This window comes from uncultured Pseudoxanthomonas sp. (genome assembly GCF_947498795.1).
Lineage (GTDB): Bacteria > Pseudomonadota > Gammaproteobacteria > Xanthomonadales > Xanthomonadaceae > Pseudoxanthomonas_A.
In genome coordinates this window covers 40966-61094 of sequence record NZ_CANMLQ010000006.1, presented here as the reverse complement: position 1 = coordinate 61094, position 20129 = coordinate 40966, and the positions used below count along the sequence as shown (strand labels likewise).

Annotated in this window: 23 protein-coding genes; 14 read left to right on the top strand and 9 right to left on the bottom strand. The window is 68.1% G+C overall.

What is annotated here, in order from left to right:
- Nucleotides 1-3 precede the first annotated feature (3 nt).
- The 9 genes from Q0907_RS14495 to Q0907_RS14455 all read left to right on the top strand — a co-directional run bounded on the left by Q0907_RS14495 (nucleotide 4) and on the right by Q0907_RS14455 (nucleotide 8436).
- On the top strand, nucleotides 4-396 hold the full coding sequence (locus Q0907_RS14495) for a PTS fructose IIA subunit family protein (protein WP_296278406.1): 393 nt from the start codon (nucleotides 4-6) through the stop codon (nucleotides 394-396).
- Entirely contained in the window at nucleotides 389-658 is a 270-nt protein-coding gene (locus tag Q0907_RS14490) for an HPr family phosphocarrier protein (protein WP_296278407.1), read from the top strand. Before Q0907_RS14495 ends, Q0907_RS14490 begins: the two co-directional genes overlap by 8 nt.
- Nucleotides 659-662: 4 nt before the next feature.
- On the top strand, nucleotides 663-2384 hold the full coding sequence (gene ptsP, locus Q0907_RS14485) for a phosphoenolpyruvate--protein phosphotransferase (RefSeq protein ID WP_299346094.1): 1722 nt from the start codon (nucleotides 663-665) through the stop codon (nucleotides 2382-2384).
- A gap of 203 nt (nucleotides 2385-2587) precedes the next feature.
- Nucleotides 2588-3949: a magnesium transporter gene (gene mgtE, locus Q0907_RS14480; RefSeq protein ID WP_162339172.1), complete on the top strand. Its 1362-nt coding sequence runs from the start codon at nucleotides 2588-2590 to the stop codon at nucleotides 3947-3949.
- A 3-nt stretch (nucleotides 3950-3952) separates the two neighbouring features.
- Nucleotides 3953-4570 carry a DUF1294 domain-containing protein gene (locus tag Q0907_RS14475; protein ID WP_299346087.1) on the top strand — a complete coding sequence of 206 codons (618 nt, stop codon included), beginning with the start codon at nucleotides 3953-3955 and terminating at the stop codon, nucleotides 4568-4570.
- Between the two features lie 161 nt (nucleotides 4571-4731).
- Nucleotides 4732-5580: a DNA ligase gene (locus Q0907_RS14470; protein ID WP_299346084.1), complete on the top strand. Its 849-nt coding sequence runs from the start codon at nucleotides 4732-4734 to the stop codon at nucleotides 5578-5580.
- Nucleotides 5581-5650: 70 nt separating this feature from the next.
- Nucleotides 5651-6454, top strand: a complete 804-nt coding sequence (locus Q0907_RS14465; RefSeq protein WP_299346081.1) for a prolyl oligopeptidase family serine peptidase — start codon at nucleotides 5651-5653, stop codon at nucleotides 6452-6454.
- A gap of 3 nt (nucleotides 6455-6457) precedes the next feature.
- The gene (locus tag Q0907_RS14460) at nucleotides 6458-6736 is read left to right on the top strand and encodes a hypothetical protein (protein ID WP_299346078.1); all 279 of its coding nucleotides are present in this window, start codon (nucleotides 6458-6460) and stop codon (nucleotides 6734-6736) included.
- Between the two features lie 149 nt (nucleotides 6737-6885).
- Nucleotides 6886-8436, top strand: coding sequence for a GGDEF domain-containing protein (locus Q0907_RS14455; RefSeq protein ID WP_296278414.1), 1551 nt, complete (start codon nucleotides 6886-6888; stop codon nucleotides 8434-8436).
- A gap of 154 nt (nucleotides 8437-8590) precedes the next feature.
- On the opposite strand, the gene Q0907_RS14450 is transcribed toward Q0907_RS14455, so the two are convergent.
- From Q0907_RS14450 to Q0907_RS14440, 3 genes are all read right to left on the bottom strand, one after another.
- Nucleotides 8591-9535 (bottom strand): aspartate carbamoyltransferase catalytic subunit, encoded by a 945-nt coding sequence (locus Q0907_RS14450; RefSeq protein WP_296278415.1) that lies wholly within the window; start codon nucleotides 9533-9535, stop codon nucleotides 8591-8593.
- A gap of 20 nt (nucleotides 9536-9555) precedes the next feature.
- The gene (gene ruvX, locus Q0907_RS14445) at nucleotides 9556-10005 is read right to left on the bottom strand and encodes a Holliday junction resolvase RuvX (protein WP_296278416.1); all 450 of its coding nucleotides are present in this window, start codon (nucleotides 10003-10005) and stop codon (nucleotides 9556-9558) included.
- A gap of 81 nt (nucleotides 10006-10086) precedes the next feature.
- Complete coding sequence (locus tag Q0907_RS14440) at nucleotides 10087-10653, bottom strand: YqgE/AlgH family protein (protein WP_299346075.1); 567 nt, start codon at nucleotides 10651-10653, stop codon at nucleotides 10087-10089.
- A 100-nt stretch (nucleotides 10654-10753) separates the two neighbouring features.
- On the opposite strand from Q0907_RS14440, the gene Q0907_RS14435 reads away from it, so the two are divergent.
- Nucleotides 10754-11299, top strand: coding sequence for a DNA-3-methyladenine glycosylase I (locus tag Q0907_RS14435; RefSeq protein WP_299346072.1), 546 nt, complete (start codon nucleotides 10754-10756; stop codon nucleotides 11297-11299).
- Nucleotides 11300-11384: 85 nt separating this feature from the next.
- Nucleotides 11385-12899, top strand: a complete 1515-nt coding sequence (locus Q0907_RS14430) for an acetyl-CoA hydrolase/transferase family protein (protein WP_299346356.1) — start codon at nucleotides 11385-11387, stop codon at nucleotides 12897-12899.
- Between the two features lie 107 nt (nucleotides 12900-13006).
- Here the strand turns inward: Q0907_RS14430 and Q0907_RS14425 are convergent, their stop codons facing one another.
- The 5 genes from Q0907_RS14425 to Q0907_RS14405 form a co-directional block, all read right to left on the bottom strand.
- Nucleotides 13007-13516, bottom strand: coding sequence for a DUF6622 family protein (locus Q0907_RS14425; RefSeq protein ID WP_299346069.1), 510 nt, complete (start codon nucleotides 13514-13516; stop codon nucleotides 13007-13009).
- A gap of 37 nt (nucleotides 13517-13553) precedes the next feature.
- Nucleotides 13554-13946 carry a hypothetical protein gene (locus Q0907_RS14420; RefSeq protein ID WP_296278421.1) on the bottom strand — a complete coding sequence of 131 codons (393 nt, stop codon included), beginning with the start codon at nucleotides 13944-13946 and terminating at the stop codon, nucleotides 13554-13556.
- A 99-nt stretch (nucleotides 13947-14045) separates the two neighbouring features.
- A complete protein-coding gene (locus tag Q0907_RS14415; protein ID WP_296278422.1) occupies nucleotides 14046-14585 on the bottom strand; it encodes a hypothetical protein in 540 nt (179 codons plus the stop codon).
- 185 nt (nucleotides 14586-14770) lie between these two features.
- Nucleotides 14771-15901 (bottom strand): PilT/PilU family type 4a pilus ATPase, encoded by a 1131-nt coding sequence (locus tag Q0907_RS14410; RefSeq protein ID WP_296278423.1) that lies wholly within the window; start codon nucleotides 15899-15901, stop codon nucleotides 14771-14773.
- A gap of 66 nt (nucleotides 15902-15967) precedes the next feature.
- Nucleotides 15968-17005, bottom strand: a complete 1038-nt coding sequence (locus tag Q0907_RS14405; protein WP_062352229.1) for a type IV pilus twitching motility protein PilT — start codon at nucleotides 17003-17005, stop codon at nucleotides 15968-15970.
- A 93-nt stretch (nucleotides 17006-17098) separates the two neighbouring features.
- Here Q0907_RS14405 and Q0907_RS14400 point away from each other — a divergent pair, with 93 nt between their 5' ends.
- The 3 genes from Q0907_RS14400 (at nucleotide 17099) to Q0907_RS14390 (ending at nucleotide 19172) form a co-directional block, all read left to right on the top strand.
- Complete coding sequence (locus Q0907_RS14400; protein WP_299346353.1) at nucleotides 17099-17782, top strand: YggS family pyridoxal phosphate-dependent enzyme; 684 nt, start codon at nucleotides 17099-17101, stop codon at nucleotides 17780-17782.
- 30 nt (nucleotides 17783-17812) lie between these two features.
- Complete coding sequence (gene proC / locus Q0907_RS14395) at nucleotides 17813-18655, top strand: pyrroline-5-carboxylate reductase (RefSeq protein WP_299346066.1); 843 nt, start codon at nucleotides 17813-17815, stop codon at nucleotides 18653-18655.
- Nucleotides 18656-18716: 61 nt separating this feature from the next.
- Nucleotides 18717-19172 carry a DUF4426 domain-containing protein gene (locus Q0907_RS14390; RefSeq protein WP_299346064.1) on the top strand — a complete coding sequence of 152 codons (456 nt, stop codon included), beginning with the start codon at nucleotides 18717-18719 and terminating at the stop codon, nucleotides 19170-19172.
- A 128-nt stretch (nucleotides 19173-19300) separates the two neighbouring features.
- Here the strand turns inward: Q0907_RS14390 and Q0907_RS14385 are convergent, their stop codons facing one another.
- On the bottom strand, nucleotides 19301-20098 hold the full coding sequence (locus tag Q0907_RS14385; protein ID WP_299346062.1) for a cobalamin-binding protein: 798 nt from the start codon (nucleotides 20096-20098) through the stop codon (nucleotides 19301-19303).
- Nucleotides 20099-20129 lie beyond the last annotated feature (31 nt).

The following is a 20129-nucleotide window of genomic DNA, read 5'->3' as shown; positions in this document are numbered from 1 at the left end:
TGCATGGCCTGTGGCATTCTCCTTGTGACTCATCCTGGCGTGGGCGTGTCGATCCTGACGGTCGCCACTGCGCTGCTGCGGCAACTGCCCCTGAAGGCGGAGGCCTTCGAGGTGCCGTTCGACGCGGACCTGGAGGCCCTGCTCCCGCAGGCGTCGGCCGCACTGCGGCGCGTCGACGGCGGCGAGGGTGTGCTGGTGCTGACCGACCTGTACGGGGCCAGCCCCAGCAACCTGGCGGGCAAGCTCGCCCGTCTGGGCACCCCGGTGCGCCGTGTGTCGGCGCTCAGCCTGCCGATGCTGCTGCGGGTGATGAACTATTCGGAACAGGGATTGGACGAACTGCCGGTCACGGCCGCGGCCGGCGCACGCAATGGAGTCATTCACGACGATGCTTGAACAAGAACTCACCATTTCCAACCGCCTCGGCCTGCATGCGCGCGCGACCGCCAAGCTGGTGCAGACGCTGTCCGGCTTCCGCTGCAACGCGACGCTGGCGGCCAAGGGCCGGGAGGTGAACGCGAAGAGCATCATGGGCGTCATGCTGCTCGCCGCCGGCCAGGGCACGCCGGTCACCGTGCGCATCGAGGGCGAGGACGAGGCCGTCGCGATGCGGGAAGTCGTCTCGCTGTTCGAGCGACGATTCGACGAGGAAGGCTGACCCGATGAGGGCGCTGCTGCCGGGCCATGGGGCATCGCGCGGCAGCGCGCTGGGACGTGCGCGGGTCCGCTTGCCGCATGTCCTGGATGTCGCCGAGCAGCAGATCCGTGCGGACCAGGTCGACGACGAGGTGGCCCGCCTTCATGAGGCCGTCGACGCCACCCGCCGCGAAATGCACAGCCTGCGCACACGCCTGCATGGCGCGCTGGCGAAGGAGGTCGGCGAGTTCCTCGACCTGCATGCACTGCTGCTGGACGACCCGGAACTGCTGCATGGCCTGGACGAACTGATCCGCACCGGACGCTATTCGGCCGACTATGCGCTCCGCCTGCAGCGCGACCGGCTCGCCGCCGTGTTCGACGGCATGGACGACGCCTATCTCAAGAGCCGCATGGACGACCTCGACCATGTGATCGGCCGCATCCATGCGCACCTGCACCAGCGCGCGGCCGATGCCCCCGGCGTGGCCGGCGAGATCCTGGTCAGCGACAACGTGGCGCCGTCGGAACTGGCGGAGCTGCAGCAGCAGGGCGTCGTCGCCGTCATCACGGCCGCCGGCAGCACGCTGTCGCACAGCGCCATCCTCGCGCGCAGCCTGCACCTGCCGCTGGTGGTGGGCAACGCGCAGGCCCTGCAGAAGATCAACGACGGCGACGTACTGCTGGTGGACGGCGGCACCGGCGAAGTCGTGGTCAATCCCGACCCGGGCGACCTGCGCCGTTACCGCGAGCGCCTGCGCGATGCCGCGCGCGAGGCCCGCGAACTGGGACGCCTGCGGTCCAAGCCCAGCCGCACGCGCGACGGCGCCACCATCGCACTGTGGGCCAACGCCGAGTCGATGCAGGACGTGGCGAGCGCCCACGCCCTGGGCGCGTCGGGCGTCGGCCTGTATCGCACCGAGTTCCTGTTCCTGCAGCGCCGCGAACTGCCCAGCGAGGACGAACAGTTCCAGGTCTACCGCGACCTCGCGCTGGGCATGAGCGGTCGCCCGGTGACCATCCGCACCCTCGACCTGGGTGCAGACAAGGCCGATCGGACCGGACTGGTCGTCGGCGATGAAGAGAATCCCGCCCTCGGCCTGCGCGGCGTGCGCCTGTCGCTCGCCCATGGCGGCGTCTTCGACACGCAACTGCGCGCCATCCTGCGCGCGTCGGCCTACGGGCCCGTGCGCATCCTCGTGCCGATGGTGAGCAGCCGCGAGGAGATCCTTGACGTCCGCCGCCGCCTGCGCCGCGTGTCCCTTCAGCTGCGCAAGCAGGGGCACGAGATCGCCGGGCAGGTCGAACTCGGCGCGATGATCGAAGTGCCCGCCGCCGCGATCGCCTTCCACGGCTTCGTGGACGTGGTGGATTTCGTCTCGATCGGCACCAACGACCTGGTGCAGTACCTGCTGGCGGCCGACCGCAACAACGAGGCCCTGGGCGAACTCTATTCCCCACTGCACCCCGGTGTGCTGCGACTGCTCCGGCACGTCATCGGCATCGGTGCCGAACACAAGGTCCCGGTGGCCATGTGCGGCGAGATTGCCGGCGACGCCGCCCTCGCGCCGATGCTGCTGGCGCTGGGACTGCGGGAGTTCAGCCTGCATCCGGCGACGTTGCTGGAACTGCGCAAGACGATCCGCGACAGCGACCTGACGGATTTGCAGGCACGCGCGCCCAAGCTGCTGCAGGCGCGGGACCGTGCCGGCATCGAGCGCTGGCTCAAGGCTGCCGCCGCAACCTGATCCTTCCGTTGTGGGAGCGACGTCAGTCGCGATCGACCACCGCAGGCACCTCATCGCGACTGACGTCGCTCCCACGTCCATGCTTCGTTCCGGCCCCTCCTGCAGGGTGTCCATAAATCGCAGGCCGGGCGATAATGGCGGAATGAACGCTTGATGCCCCGGTCGCATCCGCCTGACGGATCGGCCCCATTCCGGAGTACCGAATGGTCGAGACCATCCGCCACGACAAGACCGCACGCCAGTTGCGCCTGCTCTCCGACGCGCTCGACAGCGGTCGGCTGGGTCCCGTGCGCCGGTTGGTCAACACGTTGTCGCCCGCGGAGATCGGCAACCTGCTGGAATCGCTGCCGCCGGGCAAGCGCGAAGTCGTCTGGGGCCTGGTCGATCCGGAAGACGACGGCGAGGTGCTGGTGCACGTCGGCGACGAGGTGCGCGAAAGCCTGCTGGCGGACATGGACACCGACGAGATCGTCGCCGCGGTCGAGGACCTCGACATCGACGACCTCGCGGACCTGGTCGAGGACCTGCCCGACACCGTCATCGACGAAGTCCTCAAGTCGATGGACCGCGAGAACCGCGAGCGCCTGGAACAGGTGCTGTCGTACGCGGAGGATACCGCCGGCCGCCTGATGAACCCGGACGTGGTCACCGTGCGCGCCGACGTCAACGTCGACGTGGTGCTTCGCTACCTGCGCCTGCGCGGCGAACTGCCGGACCACACCGACCACCTGTACGTGGTCAGCCGCCGCCACCAGTACCTCGGCCGCGTGCCGCTGGCCGCGCTGGTCACCCACGAGGACACCACGCCCATCAACCGGCTGATCGACGACGAGCAGCCGGCCATCGACGTGGGTGAGAGCGCGCAGGAAGTGGCGCGCCAGTTCTCCGACCATGACTGGGTGTCGGCGCCGGTCGTGGACGACAACAACATCCTGCTCGGCCGCATCACCATCGATGACGTGGTCGACATCATCCGCGAGCAAGCCGAGCACCAGGCGCTGGGCGCCGCCGGCCTGGACGAGGACGAGGACCTGTTCTCGCCGGTCAAGCGCGCCGTGCGCGGCCGCGTGGTGTGGCTGGGCATCAACCTGTTCACCGCGTTCATGGCCGCGACGGTGATCGGCCAGTTCGAAGTGACGCTCGAAAAGATCGTTGCACTGGCCGTGCTGATGCCCATCGTCGCCGGCATCGGCGGCAACGCGGCGGTGCAGGTGCTGACATTGATGGTGCGCGGCCTGGCCCTCGGACAAGTGGGCTCCAGCAATGCCCGCATCCTGCTGTGGAAGGAAATACGCGTCGCGCTGATCAACGGCCTGCTGATCGGTGGCATCGTGGGTGTGATCGCATTCGCCTGGTTCCGCAATCCACTGTTGTCCCTGGTGATTGCGCTGGCGCTCATCATCAACTTCTGCGCCGCCGCCACCGCCGGCGTACTGCTGCCGCTGCTGCTCAAGCGGATGAACATCGACCCCGCCGTCGCCGGCACCGTCGTCGTCACCGCCGTGACCGACGTCATGGGCTTCTTCTGTTTCCTCGGCCTGGCGACGCTGATCCTGCTGCACTGAGGCATGCGCATGGAGCGACTCGGCAAGGTCGGCGAATGGAACGACGACCGCGGCTTCGGCTTCATCGCCCCGCTCGATGGCGAGCCCGCGCGCGTGTTCTTCCACGTCCGCGACTACCGGCTCGACGGTCGTCGTCCCGAAGTCGGTGAGCTGGTGAAATTCACCGCGCAGCGCCAGCCCGACGGCAAGTGGCGCGCACGGGCGGTACGGCGGACGGTGCCCGTCGCGCGCCATGCCAAGCCCGCCACGCGCGCCGCCGCTGCGCCCCGCCCCGCGTCCCCCCTCGCCGGTGCGACGGCGGTGGTGCTGTACGCGCTCTCCATCGGTTGGGCGATCCGCGGTAGCAGGCTTCCGTTCGAAGCGGTGTTCGTGGCGCTCGGGATGTCGGCCATCACCTTCGTCGTCTACGCGCTCGACAAGCATGCCGCGCAGACAGGCCGGTGGCGCACGCCGGAGTCCACGCTGCACCTGCTCGAACTCGCCGGCGGCTGGCCCGGCGCATGGATCGCGCAGCAGTGGCTGCGGCACAAGTCGCGCAAGCCCGGGTATCGCGTCGTCTTCTGGACGATGGTGGCGCTGCACGTGTTTGCGCTGGTCGCGTGGTGCTGGACGCGGGCGTGATCCCGATCCGACGGTCTGCCCTGGCGTGGCATCGCTGACCCGGCCATCCGGGCGGAGTTTCCACGGGACACTTTCCTACCGACTGATGCGGGTTGCCCCGATGCCCATGCGCGGGCGACGCGCACGATGCTGGCGCATCATCCGTTCCGGTCATCGCCGCCATGCGCCTGCTCCTGACCCTCCTGCTTTGCGTACTGGCCTGGCCGGTCCTGTCGGCATCCCCCAAGCCGATGCTGGCGACGGCCTACCGCGATGGCGTGCCGGTCGATGCCTTCCTCGTCAGCGAGAAACTCGACGGCGTGCGGGCGCGCTGGGACGGACGCGCACTCTGGACGCGGGGCGGCGCGCGCATCGCGGCCCCAGCGGCGTTCACCCGGGGCTGGCCCGGCGAGCCCATGGACGGGGAACTGTGGATCGCACGTGGCCACTTCGACGACATCAGCGCCCTCGTCCGCCGCGCGGCCACCAACCCGCAGGCGTGGCGCGATGTCCGTTTCATGGTATTCGACCTGCCCTCACAGCCGGGACCGTTCGCGGAACGCGTCGTGCGGATGCGCCGCCTGGTGTCGACGGCGCGCAGTGCGCACCTGGCAATGATCCCGCAGCACCCCATTGCCACCCGCGCCGCACTGGACGCGGAACTGGCCCGCGTTGTCGCGGCCGGCGGGGAAGGACTGATGCTGCATCGACGCGACGCGCGCTATCGTGCTGGACGCAGCGACGACCTGCTCAAGTACAAACCCCACGAGGACGCCGAGGCGCAGGTGGTCGCGCACCTGCCCGGCAAGGGAAAGTACGAGGGCATGATGGGCGCGCTGCAGGTGCGCACGCGGGACGGGCGCCTGTTCCGCCTCGGGACCGGATTCACTGATGCCCAGCGCGCCAGCCCGCCCCCGCTGGGTGCGTGGCTGACCTATCGGTACACGGGCGTGACATCGACCGGGTTGCCGCGCTTCGCCCGCTTCCTTCGACTGCGGGACGACATGCCGCCGGCGGATCCGACGCGCTGACGAAGCGACGCGATCCGACGCCCATTCCCGCGGGTTATGCTGCGACCGTTACCCTTCGATCACGACCGTCATGCGCCTTTTCCCCACCGCCTGTATGGGCTTGCTGCTGATCCTGATGACCGCCTGTACCACCACGTCCCCGATGAATCCGACGGGCGAGTTCGTCTCGCGCGAGGTCGCGCTTGCGGGCAAGACCTACCGCTACCAGGTCTTCGTGCCGGCCGCGCGCTTCCGCAAGGCCAAGCCGCCGGTGGTGCTGTTCCTCAATGGCTCGGGCGAGCGCGGCAGCGATGGCGTGAAGCAGACCATGGCGGGATTGGGACCGTACGTGCGGCAGCATGCCGATACCTTCCCGGCGCTGGTGGTGTTCCCGCAGGCACCCGACGACACCGAGTGGACCCAATCCGCCGGCCCCATCGCATTCGCGACCCTCGATGCCGCCATGCGGGAATTCAACGGGGACCCCGACCGCGTCTCCCTGACCGGCATGTCGATGGGCGGCTACGGCACGTGGGAACTGGCGCTGCAGCAGCCGACGCGTTTCGCCGCGCTGGTGCCCGTGTGCGGCGGCATCACCGTCGACTGGGGACGTGACCGTTCCAGCATGAACGTCCACAGCGTGGCGGGCGAGGCGGATCCCTTCGCCGCCGCCGCGCAGCGCCTGAAGGACGTGCCCGTGTGGATTTTCCATGGCGGCAAGGACGACGTCGTACCGCCGTCGCAATCGCGCCGCATGGAGGCGGCACTGGACAAGGCCGGCGCGCGCGATGCGCGATACACCGAGTTCCCCGATGCCAACCACAACAGCTGGGACGCGACGTACGCCCATGCCCCTTTGTGGGACTGGCTGTTCGCCCAGCGGCGCGGGCGCTGAGCCGTGGCCGAACTCGTTCCCGACTACTTCAGTGCCGGCTGGCGCGAACGTTCCCTGGCCTGCCCCTGCGACTGGGCGGGCGACAGTCGCGCCATGGCGATGGAGTTGCACGACGCCGTCACCGACTATGCCTGCCCGCAGTGCGGCAACCTGCTGCTGATCGTCTCGCACCCCAGTCTCGAGCAGGTCCGCGCCGCCGCCGCGGAGGGCAATGAAGAAGCCAGGACCCACCTCGGCATCATCGAAGAAGCCCACGCCCGGCTGTCCCCGGCCAGCAACTGACACCCGCGCCGGCGTCACGCTTTCGGCCGCCTCCCGTCCGACACGTCCTGCCTGCCCTCAACCTGCGCCCGCCGCGGCCGATAACCCGGCATCCCCTGGTGGTCATCGGGCATCTGCCCCTGGCCGTGCGAGCGACTTGAATGGCTGACATGGCCGACGAAAATTCGGGTATCGCGGGCGGTTTCCGCCGGCTCTGGTCGCGTCGCCGCGAGGCGGGCGCGCCCGCCTCGCGCGAGTTGGCCACGACGACAACGGCCAGACCGCGGAACGCCATCAGCAGCGCGCAGCTGCAGGCGCTGTTCGCCCACGCGGAAGAACCCGGCGCCCTGCTGTCCGCGTTCGCCGACGGCGTCGCCGGCCTGCCGGGTGAACTGCACGGCATGGGCGAACGGCTGCAATCCGCCCAGGCCGACAAGGACTGGCCGCGTTATGGCCGCGCGCTGCGCCAACTCATCGACAAGTACATCCGTACGATCCAGGACGAGCCGCTCGCCGGCGAGGCCGAACAGCTGCGCGACCTGCTGTACCAGCTACTGGTCGGCGGCGTGGAGCAGCTGCTGCGCGACGACGGCGCCCTCTTGCCGCAGGCGCATGCGCTGGCGGACCGCGTGCGCCAGTGGCAGGCCAACCAGCCGCTGGGCGAACTCGGCGCGGACCTCCGCGACCTCTGCCAGCAGGTGAGCCAGCGGTCGCACGAGGTGGACGACGCGCAGGAGCTGATGCGCAGCCTGTTCGACCTGCTGCTGGAGAACGTCGGCGAGCTGATCGAAGACGGCAGCTGGCTGCAGGACCAGATCGGTGCGGTACGCCAGTTGCTCGCGGGCCCGCTCGACCGAACCGCGCTGGAGCAGACGCGCGCCGGGCTGCGCGAGGTGATCTACAAGCAAGGCCTGCTCAAGCAGGGACTGGCCGAATCGAAGGCGTCGATGAAGGAGATGATGGTCACCTTCGTCGAACGCCTGGACGGCATGGCCAGCAGCACCGGCGAGTACCATGACCGCATCAGCTTCCACGCGCAGGCCGTGCGCGAGAGCCGCAGCATCGCCGAACTGGGCAAGCGGATGGAGGACATCCTGGAGGACACCGCGCAGGTGCAGGCGCAGGCCCTACGCGCGCGCGACAGCCTGATGGAAGCGCGACGCGAAGTGGAAGACGCCGAGCGGCGCGTGATGGACCTCGAGCAGGAACTGCAGTCCGTGTCCGAACTGGTGCGCGTCGACCAGCTCACCGATGCGCTGAACCGGCGCGGCTTCGACGAGCTGTTCAAGCGCGAGTCCGTGCGTGCCCTGCGCAGCGGCCAGACGCTGACGCTGGCGATGCTGGACCTGGACGATTTCCGCCACATCAACGCCGCGCACGGACACCTGGGTGGCGATGCGGCGCTGTGCCATGTCGTGACGCTAGCGCGTGCCACCCTGCGCGCCACGGATGCCGTCGCCCGCTTCGGCGGCGAGGAGTTCGTGCTGCTGCTGCCTGAGACCAGCTTCCTCGAAGCGATGGGAACGCTGGAGCGCCTGCGCGACCGGCTCGCGCACAAGCCGCTGGTGTACGAAGGCCGCGGCATCCTGGCGACCTTCAGCGCGGGCGTCGCGCGCTGGGTGCCGGGGGAATCGCAGGACGATCTGCTGGCACGCGCGGACCGCGCGATGTACCAGGCCAAGCAGGCCGGCAAGAACCGGGTGGTCGCGGCGCCGGAGTGAGTGCGGCGCGCGAAGGCCGGCTGGCAAGCATGGATCGACGCCCTGCGACTCCGCCATCGTCATTACGGCGAACGCAGGGATGACGGCAGCGTCCGGGTTGCACGTGCGGAAATGCGCGGCCGTATCGCGAATCGCAACGGCAGACCGCTGGAACTCAACCCAGCAGCGTCTCCAGCACCGCCATGCGGATGGCGACGCCGTTGCTCACCTGCCGCAGGACCAGCGACTGCGGCCCATCGGCGACCTCGTCGGTGATCTCGACGCCACGGTTGATCGGGCCGGGATGCAGCACCACCGCATCCCTGGCGGCCAGCGCCAGCCGCGTCGCGGTCAGGCCGTAATCGCGGTGGTAGTCCTCCAGCGACGACACCAGCCCCTCTTCCATGCGTTCGCGCTGCAGGCGCAGCATCATCACCACGTCGACGCCCTCGAGCATCTCGCCGAAATCCTGCCCCACGTCGCACCCCGACAGCGTGCCGTCGTCCGGCAGCAGGGACGCCGGGCCGCACACGCGGATCCGGCCCGCGCCCAGCGTACGCAGCGCATGCAGGTCCGAGCGCGCCACGCGCGAATGCTTCACGTCGCCCACCATGAGCACGTTCAGGCGGGAAAAATCCGCACCCTTCGCCTGGCGGATCGTCAGCATGTCCAGCAATCCCTGGGTGGGATGCGCGCTGCGGCCATCGCCCGCATTGATGAGCGCGGTGCCCTCGCCGGCTTCAGCCGCCAAGGCCTCGACCGCACCATCCTCGGCATGGCGCACGACGAACCCGCGCACGCCCATGGCTTCCAGGTTGCGCAGCGTGTCGCGCGCCGTCTCGCCCTTCCGGGTCGACGAGGTCGAGGCGTCCACGTTCAGCACGTCCGCGCCCAGCCGCTGCGCGGCGATATGGAACGAACTGCGGGTGCGAGTGGACGGCTCGAAGAACAGCGTGCAGAGGGTGGTGCCGTCCAGCGCCTGCCGCCGCGGCGTGCGGCCCAGCGCCGCGTCGCGGATCTGGCCCGCGCGGTCCATCAGGCGGCACAGGGTGTCGCGCGGCAAGCCGTCGAGGGTCAGCAGGTGGCGCAGGCGTCCATCGGAATCGAGTTGTGGGGTCATGGTGTGGAGTGGGCGAAGAGTCAGGTCAGTTGGGTCGCGTCATGGGGCGCGGCCAGCCAGCGCTCGATGATGACCGCAGCGGCGACGGCGTCGAGCGCGGCGGCATCGCGGCGGCGCTTGCGGCCTTCGGCACGATCCAGGGCAAAGCGTTCGGCGGCCTCGACGGAGCTGGTGCGTTCGTCCACCAGCACCACCGGCAGCTGGTAACGTGCGCGCAGTTCGCGCGCGAAGGCATGGGCACGCTTGCGGATGGGCTGGTCGCCCCCGTCCAGGGTCATCGGATCGCCGACCACCAGGCCATCGGGCTTCCATTCTGCGTGCAGCTTGTCGATCGCCGGCCAGTCGGGACCATGGCCATGCACGTCGATCACCGCCAGCGCGCGGGCGCCGGTGCCGAACGCGCTGCCCACGGCCACGCCGATGCGGCGCGCGCCCACGTCGAATCCAAGTACGGTGCCATCCAGCTTCATGCCTGCTGCCTCCGTTCGATCACGCGTGAACCATCCTGCGCGGTGCGTCGTGGACACGACTCTGCGGGCGCAGGCGCCATGTCATGCGTGCCCGCTGTAGTCCGTCATGCGCGTCATGTCCACGCCGATCCGATGTCCCGCCGTTTGCCAGCGCTGCTCCAGCGGCACGCCGAACAGCAGCTCGGCATCGGCGGGCACCGTCAGCCAGCTGTTCTCGCCCAGCTCGTATTCCAGTTGGCCGGCGCCCCAGCCTGCGCACCCCAGGGCCATCACGGCGTTCGCCGGACCTTCGCCGATCGCCATCGCCTCGAGGATGTCGCGCGACGTGGTCAGGTAGAGGCCGGTCGCGACCTCCAGCGTCGATTCCCAAGCGTGCGCGCTGTCGTGCAGCACGAAACCCCGCTCCGGGTGCACTGGCCCGCCCGCCAGCACGATCTGGTCGTCCAGCCGCGGATCGTGGGATGCCAGGTTCATCTGCCGCAATACGTCACCGAGGGTGTATTCGGAAGCGCGATTCACGACCACGCCCATGGCGCCGTCGTCGTCGTGCTGGCAGATCAGCGTCACGCTGCGGGCGAAATTCGGGTCCGCGAGCGCCGGCAGGGCGATCAGCAACTGGTTGGCCAGGGGCGTGGCGGCGTCTTGCATGACGCCATTCTAGCCCGGCCTCGCGCACGACGCGCCGGCGAGGGCGGCCCTTGTCCGCGAGACGTCCTAGAATCCCGACTTCACTTCAGGACCCGCCCCCATGTCTGGCTACTGCGACATCGCGCCCGGCCATCCCCTGCACGGCCCCTACCACGACCACGAATACGGCTTCCCGCAGCGCGAGGAATCGGTGCTGTTCGAGCGCCTGCTGCTGGAGATCAACCAGGCCGGCCTGAGCTGGGAGACCATGCTGAAGAAGCGCGAGGGGTTTCGCGCGGCGTACAGCGGCTTCGAGGTCGAGAAGGTCGCCCGCTACGGCGAGAAGGACCGCGCCCGGCTGCTGGCCGATCCCGGCATCATCCGCAACCGGCTGAAGGTGGAGGCCGCCATCCACAACGCCCAGGTGATCCTGGACTTGCGCGCCACGCACGGCGGTTTCGCCGCATGGCTCGATGCGCACCATCCGCTGTCGAAGGCCGAGTGGATCAAGCTGTTCAAGAAGACGTTCCGCTTCACCGGCGGCGAGATCACCAACGAGTTCCTGATGAGCCTGGGCTACCTGCCCGGCGCGCACCGGGAGGATTGCCCGGCGTTCCGGCGTGCGGCAAAGCGCCGCCCACCGTGGATGGCCGCGGCGGGGCATTGATCCGGCGCAACCGCCGCGTGACCCGATGGCTTTATCCTGCGGCGCAACGTCCCAACGATGTCGTCGTGACTCAATGCTTCCACCGATAGACGAAGAACGCATCCGCCACGCCGGGCTGCGCGGGCGCGTGATCAGCGCCGAGCACGCCGCCAGCCTCATCCAGCCCGGTGAAACCGTTGCGATGAGCGGTTTCACGGGCTCGGGCTATCCCAAGGCCGTGCCGCTGGCGCTGGCGGCGCGCATCGAACGCGCGCACGCCGCCGGCGTGCCGTTCCAGATCAAGCTGATGACCGGCGCCTCCACCGCGCCGGAACTCGACGGCGCACTCGCGAAGGCCGATGCCATCGCGCTGCGCATGCCGTTCCAGAGCGACCCGGACGCGCGCAAACGGATCAACGACGGCACCCTGGACTACATCGACATCCACCTCAGCCACGTCGCCCAGCATGTGTGGTTCGGCTTCTACGGCCCCATCGATACGGCCGTGGTGGAAGTCTCGGCGATCCGCGAAGACGGCACGCTGGTGCCCTCGACCTCGGTCGGCAACAACAAGACCTGGCTGGACCTGGCGAAGAAGGTGATCGTCGAGGTCAACGACTGGCAGCCGGCCGGCCTGGAGGGCATGCACGACATCTACTACGGCACCGCGCTGCCGCCGCACCGCAGGCCGATCCCGCTGGAACACGTGCAGGACCGCATCGGCGATACCGCGCTGCATTGCGACCCGGACAAGATCGTCGCCGTCGTACGCACGCACGGCCCCGACCGCAACAGCCCGTTCAGTCCGATCGACGCCACCAGCGAGCGCATCGCCGCGCACCTGATCGCGTTCCTCAAGCACGAAGTCGCGCAGGACCGGTTGCCGGCGAACCTGCTGCCGCTGCAGTCGGGCGTGGGCAACATTCCCAACGCCGTGCTCGCGGGGCTGGCGAAGAGCGGCTTCCGCGGCCTCACGGCGTTCACCGAGGTCATCCAGGACGGCATGCTCGACCTGCTGCGCGATGGCGTGCTCGATGTCGCCTCGTGCACCGGCTTCGCGCTGAGCCCGGAGGCGAACGAGGTGTTCAAGCGCGACATCGCCTTCTACCGCGAGCGCATCATCCTGCGCACGCAGGAGATGTCGAACCATCCGGAACTGGTCCGCCGGCTCGGCTGCATCGGCATGAACGGCATGATCGAGGCCGACCTCTACGGCAACGTCAATTCCACCCACGTGATGGGCAGCCGCATCCAGAACGGCATCGGCGGCTCGGGCGACTTCGCCCGCAACGGTTTCATGTCGGTGTTCCTCAGCCCCAGCACTGCGAAAGGCGGTAGCATCTCCGCGCTGGTGCCGATGGTCAGCCACGTGGACCACACCGAACACGACGTCTCGGTGATCGTCACCGAACAGGGCCTGGCCGACCTGCGCGGCCTCACCCCCAAGCAGCGCGCCCGCACGCTGATCGCGAACTGCGCCCATCCCGACTATCGCGATGCACTGCAGGACTACTTCGACCGCGCCCTGCACAACAGCTACGGCAAGCACACCCCGCACCTGCTGCCCGAAGCACTTTCGTGGCACCAGCGGTGGTTGGAGACGGGAACGATGAAGAGCTAAAGCCGTTTGTAAGATGGGTTGAGCCGAAAGCGATACCCATCATCGCTGGATCATAAGCGCCTTGAAGACGGGTATCGCCTTCGGCTCAACCCATCCTGTGCATCTCGTCAGGCGCTGCGCTCGACCAGACGAGCCTGCTTCATCACCCCCAGCACCCGCAGCGCGCGTGCCATAAACAGGCCGCTGAAGAGGCCGTAGGTGCCGGCCACCACGGCGACGGCCGTCGTCGTCTCGAGGATGCCCGGCGTCATGGCGTGGACCACCGCCACGGCGTACTTGAAGAAGAAGATGCCCATCATCAGCGCCAGCGGCACCCAGCTGCCGGTCACGGTGAACTGCTTCGTCGATGCGTCGTAGGCCACGTGGCGCGACGGAGCGCGCAGCAGCGCGATGGCCACCACGGTGACCCACGCGCAGGCCCAGGCGGTCAGCGCGGTAAGGTGGGCGTCGAACGTCGACCAGACCGAGTACAGCGACCACGCCAGCATGGCGACCGGCAGCACGATCAGGCGGCCGCGCGAGACCTGGCGCGTCCTGCTCTGCAGGTAACCCAGGTAGACCAGGCCGAAGAACAGGCCGAAGACCCAGAGGGGGGTGTGGGTGAGGATCTGCATCATGGGGCGAGGGTCCGGGAGGGGCCGACACCGCGTCGGCTCATGCACATCCTCGGACCCGCCCGCCTTGCCGTGAGGTGCCGGAAGTCAACACTTTCAGGTGCCGGAGGTCGTGGGGCCTCCCCGCGCGTCCGGTCGGCTCGGCGATGAGGCTTGCCGTCACCGTCGCAGGGCTTTCCTGTGCCATGACGAGGAAAATATCGTCGATGGCGAACCTATCTGGTGCGTCGCCGTCGTTCTTAAGTGCCATGACAAGGAAAATTTCTTTCGACGTCGAAGCATGGAGGTGCCATGACGATGAAATTTTCATCGATGGCGAAGTTCTTTTGTGCCATGACGAAGAAAATCGCAACGACGCCGCTGTTCTTTCTTGTGCCATGACAATGAAAATATCTTCGGCATCGACGCTCCATGGTGCGATGACCGGGAACATTTCTCCGATGGCGCCCCTCTCTGGTGCGGCATCGAAGAAAAAAGCATCGCCATCGATGAAATTTTCATCGCTTCCGGTATTTCCGGCCTCGGCAGCCGATCAGAGTGCACAGCCGCGGCGGCTCATCGAAGCCTGGATCGTGTTCGCGCTGGAGGGGCTGTTGCGCATGGCGCGGCGAAGTTCTTCACAGGTCACGTTCTTGAGGAACTGCTGGTAACGGCCAACGAACGAGCTGTCGTGGAGGATCACGTTGAGCCGTGACGGTGCCTCGAACGCGCGCTTGTCCTGGCGGACGAAGAGATCACGCTCGCCTGCGCGCAGCGGCGCGGCCGGCAGCGAGAGCACCAGCGGCCCCGTGTCCTGCGATGGCAGCGGCGGCGCGTCGTGCGGTGCCGTCTCCGGAGGCGTCGCCGACATGCGCGGCGCGGGTCGCGGGCGTGCAGGCAGCGACGGCAGGTTCGGGCGCGAAGCCACGGTGCGTGGAACGACGGTCGGGCGCGCGATGAAGCGCAGGCGCAGGCGATCGCTGTCCTCCGCCATCCGTCCCTGCCCCGACGGGCGGGAGACCAGCAGCACAACGCCGACACATGCATGCACCAGCACGACCACGACGACGGCGACGATCCTGTCCCTGCGCATGCGTTCCATCCTGGCGGCGAGCGAGTGTGCGAATGGCTCGCCACCCTACCTGCACGACCGCCGCGCCACGCATCGCAGCGCGAACACGTTCAGAACGAAGTCAGCCCCATGTAAGGGATGGGTTAAACGCCTACAAAAAAAGGGGCGGTCGCCCGCCCCTCTCCGTGCGTCGCGTCGGGCGGAGGTCAGCGAACCTCCGCGATCTCCACGCCATCCAGGCCCTGCGCCAGTGTGCGGGCGTCGCCGCCCTGGGCCAGCTTGATGCGCAGGCGCACCTCGTTCTGCGAGTCGGCGAAGCGCAGCGCATCCTCGTAGCTGATCTCGCCGGCCTGGTACAGCTCGAACAGGGCCTGGTCGAAGGTCTTCATGCCGAGGTTGGTGGATTCCTTCATCACTTCCTTCAGCTTGTGGACCTCGCCCTCGCGGATGTAGTCCTGCACCAGCGGGGTGCCGAGCAGGATTTCCATCGCCACGCGGCGCGCCTTGCCGTCCGGCGTGGGGATCAGCTGCTGCGCCACCACGCCCTTCAGGTTCAGCGAAAGATCCATCAGCAGCTGCTGCCGGCGGTCTTCCGGGAAGAAGTTGATGATGCGGTCCATCGCCTGGTTGGCGTTGTTGGCATGCAGCGTGCACAGCACCAGGTGGCCGGTTTCGGCGAAGGCGATGGCGTGGTCCATGCCCTCGCGGGTACGCACCTCGCCGATCATGATCACGTCCGGCGCCTGGCGCAGCGTGTTCTTCAGCGCGGCTTCCCAGCTGTCCGTATCGATGCCGACCTCGCGCTGGGTGATGATGCAGCCTTCATGCTTGTGCACGAACTCGATCGGGTCCTCGATCGTGATGATGTGGCCGGTCGAATTCTGGTTGCGGTAGCCGATCATCGCCGCCAGCGAGGTCGACTTGCCGGTACCGGTGGCACCGACGAACAGGATGATGCCGCGCTTGGTCATCGAGAGCGTCTTGATGACGGGCGGCAGGTTCAGCTCTTCGATGGTCGGGATGCGCGTCTCGATGCGGCGCAACACCATGCCGACCTGGTTGCGCTGGTAGAAGCAGCTCACGCGGAAGCGTCCCACCCCCGCCACGCCGATGGCGAAGTTGCACTCGTGGGTCTTCTCGAACTCCTCGCGCTGCGCCGGCGTCATCACGTTCAGCACCAGGTCGCGCGACTGCTGCGAGGTCAGCGGCGTCTGCGTGATCGGCGAGATCTTGCCGTGCACCTTGATGGACGGCGGCATGCCGGACGTGATGAACAGGTCCGACGCCTTCTGGTGCGCCATCAGCTTGAGGAACGAGGTGAAATCGATGGTGCTCATGGCGATGCTCCGTAAGACGGAAGAAGCCGCGGGACGGCGGCCGCCGGTGGCGGCGCCGCGCGGCCGTTACTCGAACAACCGCTTTTCCTTGGCGTATTCCTTGGCCTGCTGGCGCGTGATCAGGCTGCGCTTCACCAGATCCTGCAGGTGCTGATCGAGCGTCATCATTCCGTAGTTCTGGCCGGTCTGGATGGCCGAGTACATCTGCGCCACCTTGTCCTCGCGGATCAGGTTGCGGATGGCCGGAGTGCCGACCATGATTTCCCAGGCCGCCGTGCGGCCGCCGCCGATCTTCTTCAGCAGCGCCTGCGAAATGACCGCGCGCAGCGACTCGGACAGCATCGAGCGCACCATTGGCTTCTCGCCGGCGGGGAACACGTCGATGATGCGGTCGATGGTCTTGGCCGCCGAGCTGGTGTGCAGGGTGGCGAACACCAGGTGGCCGGTTTCCGCGGCGGTCAGCGCCAGGCGGATGGTTTCCAGGTCGCGCAACTCGCCGACCAGGATGTAGTCGGGGTCTTCACGCAGCGCCGAACGCAACGCCTCGTTGAAGCCGTGCGTGTCGCGATGCACTTCGCGCTGGTTGATCAGGCACTTCTGCGAGGTGTGCACGAACTCGATCGGGTCCTCGACGCTGAGGATGTGCCCGTACTCGTTCTTGTTGATGTGGTCGATCATCGCCGCCAGCGTGGTCGACTTGCCCGAACCGGTCGGGCCGGTGACCAGGATCAGGCCCTGCGGCTGCTGGATCAGTTCGCGGAACAGCGGCGGGCAGCCCAGGTCTTCCAGGGTCAGGACTTCCGACGGAATCGTGCGGAAGACGGCGCCGGCGCCACGGTTCTGGTTGAAGGCATTGACGCGGAAGCGCGCCAGCGACGGAATCTCGAACGAGAAGTCGACCTCGAGAAATTCTTCGAAGTCGCGCCGCTGCTTGTCCGACATGATGTCGTAGACCAGCGCGTGCACCTGCTTGTGGTCCAGCGCCGGGATGTTGATGCGGCGTACGTCGCCATCCACGCGGATCATCGGCGGCAGGCCGGCCGACAGGTGGAGGTCGGATGCTTTGTTCTTTACCGAGAACGCCAACAGTTCGGCGATATCCATGACGCTGCTTCCCCAAGTTGCTGCGAACTGGAACCTTGATTCCCCGGAGGGCAGTATAGCGCCCTCGCCGTTCCCGCCAATGGTTGGATGAACATGCTCGCCGACACCCTCAGCGAGACCCTGCAACACCTTGAAAACGCAGCGAAAGCCGCGCATCGGCCAACCCCTGCGTTGCTGGCCGTGTCCAAGCTGCAGCCGGCGTCGGCCGTCGCCGAACTGGCCCGCGCGGGCCAGCGCGCGTTCGGCGAGAACTACGTGCAGGAAGCCCAGGCGAAGATCGGGGAACTGGCAGGCATGGGCCTGGAATGGCACCTCATCGGCCACCTGCAATCGAACAAGGCCGAACTCGCGGCGCAGCTGTTCGATTGGGTGCAGACGGTAGACCGTCACAAATTGGTTGGCGCTCTGTCACGCTATCGCCCTTCCGATCGTGCGCCGCTCAACGCGCTGGTGCAGGTGAACATCGACGATGAAGCCAGCAAGCATGGCTGCCAACCCGACGAGGTCGCCGCCCTCGCCGATGCCATCGCCGCCGAGCCGCGGCTGCGCCTGCGCGGGCTGATGGCGATTCCCGCGCCCCACCCCGACACCGCCCGGCGCATCGACGCCTTCCGCCGCATGCAGGCATTGCAGGATCAACTGGCGGCGAAACACCCCGGCGTGGATACCCTGTCGATGGGCATGAGCGAGGACTACGCGCTCGCCGTCGCGCACGGGGCCACGATGGTCCGCATCGGCACCGCCCTGTTCGGCGCGCGCCCGCCGCGACCCGCCTGACTCCTTTCGACTTTCCCGAGGCCTGACGCCATGACTCCTTCCACGTCGCGCGTGCTGACGCATCCCCTGGCCTTCATCGGCGGCGGCAACATGGCGCGCAGCCTGATCGGCGGCCTGCTCAAGCGTGGTGCGGACCCCTCGCGCATCCGCGTGGCCGAGCCCAACGAACCGCTGCGCGCGGCGCTGGCGGCCGACTTCGGCGTGCAGGTGTTCACCGAGGCCGGGGAAGCGGCCTATGGCGCGGACACCTGGCTGTTCGCGGTGAAGCCGCAGGTCATGCGAGCGGTGTGCGAATCGCTCGCGCCGATGGCGCAGGCGCAGCGACCGCTGGCCGTCTCCATCGCCGCCGGCATCACCGTCGCGCAGATGCAGCGCTGGCTGGGCGGTGGCGTGCCGGTGGTGCGCAGCATGCCCAACACGCCCGCCCTGCTCGGCGCCGGCGTCACCGGCCTGCATGCGAGCGGCGAAGTCGACGCGACGGGTCGCGAGCGCGCGGAACTGCTGCTCTCCGCCGCGGGCCCGACGGTCTGGATCGATGCCGAAGCGAAGATGGATGCCGTCACCGGCGTGTCCGGCAGCGGCCCGGCCTATGTCTTCCTGCTGGCAGAGGCGATGGAATCGGCTGCCGTGGCCGAAGGCCTGTCGGCCGACGCCGCACGCACGCTGGTGCTGCAGACCGTCCTGGGGGCGGCGCGCATGCTGACCGAAAGCGGCGAGACGCCGGCCGAATTGCGCCGCCGCGTGACCTCGCCCAACGGCACCACCCAGGCGGCGATCGAGACCTTCCAGGCCGGCGGCTTCGAAGCTCTGGTCGCGCGGGCCGTGCGCGCGGCGACCGCACGGGGCGGGGAACTGTCCGCGGCGAACGATTGACTTCGCATCCGGCCCGCTCGGAACCTCGTAACGTACCTGCAGCACACAGGCACCCACGCCGATGAAACGTCTGATCGCCTCGCTGATTCTCGCCCTGTCCTTGGTCGCCTGCTCCGGCGGCGAGACGCCGCGCGCCGCCGAATTCGTTCCACCGGCGCCAGCCGAAACCGACTTCGGCAGCCTGCGCGTGCGCTACAACGCGCTGCCCACGCTGGCGCTGAGCGCGCCCGTCGCGAAGCAGTACGGCGTCCAGCGCGATGCCGGTACCGCACTGGTGCTGGTCGCCCTGCGCGAGGTTAAAGGCGCCGAGGAACTCGATGCCGACGGCGAGGTGAGCGTCACCGCGCACGACCTCTCGGGTGCGCGCCAGGTCGTCACGCTGCGCAAGGTGGACGCCGGCGAGTACACCGACCTGATCGGCACCGCGCGTATCTCGCCACGCAACTCCTATCGCTTCGAGATCGTGGTGCAGGCGGGTAGCCGCACGGAAACGGTGAAGTTCCAGCGGAATTTCTGAGGCGAAGCAGAATCTTCCTGCGAAGAAAGCCTGCTGTGGGAGCGACGTAAGTCGCGATGAAGCATCGCGGTCGCCCATCGCGACTTACGTCGCTCCCACGCCAGACCTCCCATACAGGGAGAACTGCCTCAGCAGTGGCGAGCCGCCCACGCCTGCACGATGGCTGCGATGGCACGCACGCCATCGGTCAGCGCCGCCGGCCCCGGCTGCAGGATCAGCGGCGACTTGATCTCGTGCAGCTCACCGTCGCGCACGGCGGGGATCGCGTCCCAGCCCGGACGTGCCGCCACGCGCTCGGGCCGGAACTTCTTGCCGCACCATGAGCCCAGGATGAGGTCGGGTGCGCGCCGCACCACCTCGCTGCCGTCGGCGAGGATGCGGTGCTTGGCCAGCGACTCGCGCGCCATCTCCGGGAACACGTCGTCGCCCCCGGCGATGCCGATCAGCTCGGACACCCAGCGGATGCCGGTGATCTGCGGTTCGTCCCACTCCTCGAAGTAGACCGTCGGCCGGCGCGGCAGCCGCGCCGCCTGCGCGCGGACATCGTCCAGTCCACGCGCGAGCGTGTCGGCGTACGTGTTGGCGCGCGTCGCGGCACCGACCAGCGCGCCCAGCCGCCGCACGTAGTCGATGATGCCGTCCACGCTGCGATGGTTGCTGATCCACACCTCTACGCCCCGCCGCACAAGTTCGGCGGCGATGTCGGCCTGGATGTCGGAAAAACCGATGGCGAGATCCGGCTGCAACGACAGGATGTCGTCGATCTTCGCGCTGGTGAACGCGCTGACCTTCGGCTTTTCCTTGCGGGCTTGCGGCGGACGCACGGTGAACCCGCTGATGCCGACGATGCGGTCCTGCTCGCCCAGCGCGTACAGCGTCTCGGTCGGCTCTTCGGTCAGGCAGACGATGCGCTGCGGGCCGGTCATCGCAGTATCTGTGCTGTGGGAGCGACGTGAG

What these genes read in the sequence shown, in the direction of transcription:
- Q0907_RS14495 (WP_296278406.1), top strand. Translation starts at nt 4, where the DNA reads ATGGCCTGTGGCATTCTCCTTGTGACTCATCCTGGCGTGGGCGTGTCG.
- mgtE (WP_162339172.1), top strand. Translation starts at nt 2,588, where the DNA reads ATGGTCGAGACCATCCGCCACGACAAGACCGCACGCCAGTTGCGCCTG.
- Q0907_RS14410 (WP_296278423.1), bottom strand. Translation starts at nt 15,901, where the DNA reads ATGAGCACCATCGATTTCACCTCGTTCCTCAAGCTGATGGCGCACCAG.
- Q0907_RS14415 (WP_296278422.1), bottom strand. Translation starts at nt 14,585, where the DNA reads ATGCGCAGGGACAGGATCGTCGCCGTCGTCGTGGTCGTGCTGGTGCAT.
- Q0907_RS14385 (WP_299346062.1), bottom strand. Translation starts at nt 20,098, where the DNA reads ATGACCGGCCCGCAGCGCATCGTCTGCCTGACCGAAGAGCCGACCGAG.
- Q0907_RS14475 (WP_299346087.1), top strand. Translation starts at nt 3,953, where the DNA reads ATGCGCATGGAGCGACTCGGCAAGGTCGGCGAATGGAACGACGACCGC.
- Q0907_RS14435 (WP_299346072.1), top strand. Translation starts at nt 10,754, where the DNA reads ATGTCTGGCTACTGCGACATCGCGCCCGGCCATCCCCTGCACGGCCCC.
- Q0907_RS14450 (WP_296278415.1), bottom strand. Translation starts at nt 9,535, where the DNA reads ATGACCCCACAACTCGATTCCGATGGACGCCTGCGCCACCTGCTGACC.
- Q0907_RS14440 (WP_299346075.1), bottom strand. Translation starts at nt 10,653, where the DNA reads ATGCAAGACGCCGCCACGCCCCTGGCCAACCAGTTGCTGATCGCCCTG.
- Q0907_RS14425 (WP_299346069.1), bottom strand. Translation starts at nt 13,516, where the DNA reads ATGATGCAGATCCTCACCCACACCCCCCTCTGGGTCTTCGGCCTGTTC.
- ruvX (WP_296278416.1), bottom strand. Translation starts at nt 10,005, where the DNA reads ATGAAGCTGGATGGCACCGTACTTGGATTCGACGTGGGCGCGCGCCGC.
- Q0907_RS14455 (WP_296278414.1), top strand. Translation starts at nt 6,886, where the DNA reads ATGGCCGACGAAAATTCGGGTATCGCGGGCGGTTTCCGCCGGCTCTGG.
- Q0907_RS14470 (WP_299346084.1), top strand. Translation starts at nt 4,732, where the DNA reads ATGCGCCTGCTCCTGACCCTCCTGCTTTGCGTACTGGCCTGGCCGGTC.
- Q0907_RS14405 (WP_062352229.1), bottom strand. Translation starts at nt 17,005, where the DNA reads ATGGATATCGCCGAACTGTTGGCGTTCTCGGTAAAGAACAAAGCATCC.
- Q0907_RS14390 (WP_299346064.1), top strand. Translation starts at nt 18,717, where the DNA reads ATGAAACGTCTGATCGCCTCGCTGATTCTCGCCCTGTCCTTGGTCGCC.
- Q0907_RS14490 (WP_296278407.1), top strand. Translation starts at nt 389, where the DNA reads ATGCTTGAACAAGAACTCACCATTTCCAACCGCCTCGGCCTGCATGCG.
- ptsP (WP_299346094.1), top strand. Translation starts at nt 663, where the DNA reads ATGAGGGCGCTGCTGCCGGGCCATGGGGCATCGCGCGGCAGCGCGCTG.
- proC (WP_299346066.1), top strand. Translation starts at nt 17,813, where the DNA reads ATGACTCCTTCCACGTCGCGCGTGCTGACGCATCCCCTGGCCTTCATC.
- Q0907_RS14400 (WP_299346353.1), top strand. Translation starts at nt 17,099, where the DNA reads ATGCTCGCCGACACCCTCAGCGAGACCCTGCAACACCTTGAAAACGCA.
- Q0907_RS14465 (WP_299346081.1), top strand. Translation starts at nt 5,651, where the DNA reads ATGCGCCTTTTCCCCACCGCCTGTATGGGCTTGCTGCTGATCCTGATG.
- Q0907_RS14420 (WP_296278421.1), bottom strand. Translation starts at nt 13,946, where the DNA reads ATGTTCCCGGTCATCGCACCATGGAGCGTCGATGCCGAAGATATTTTC.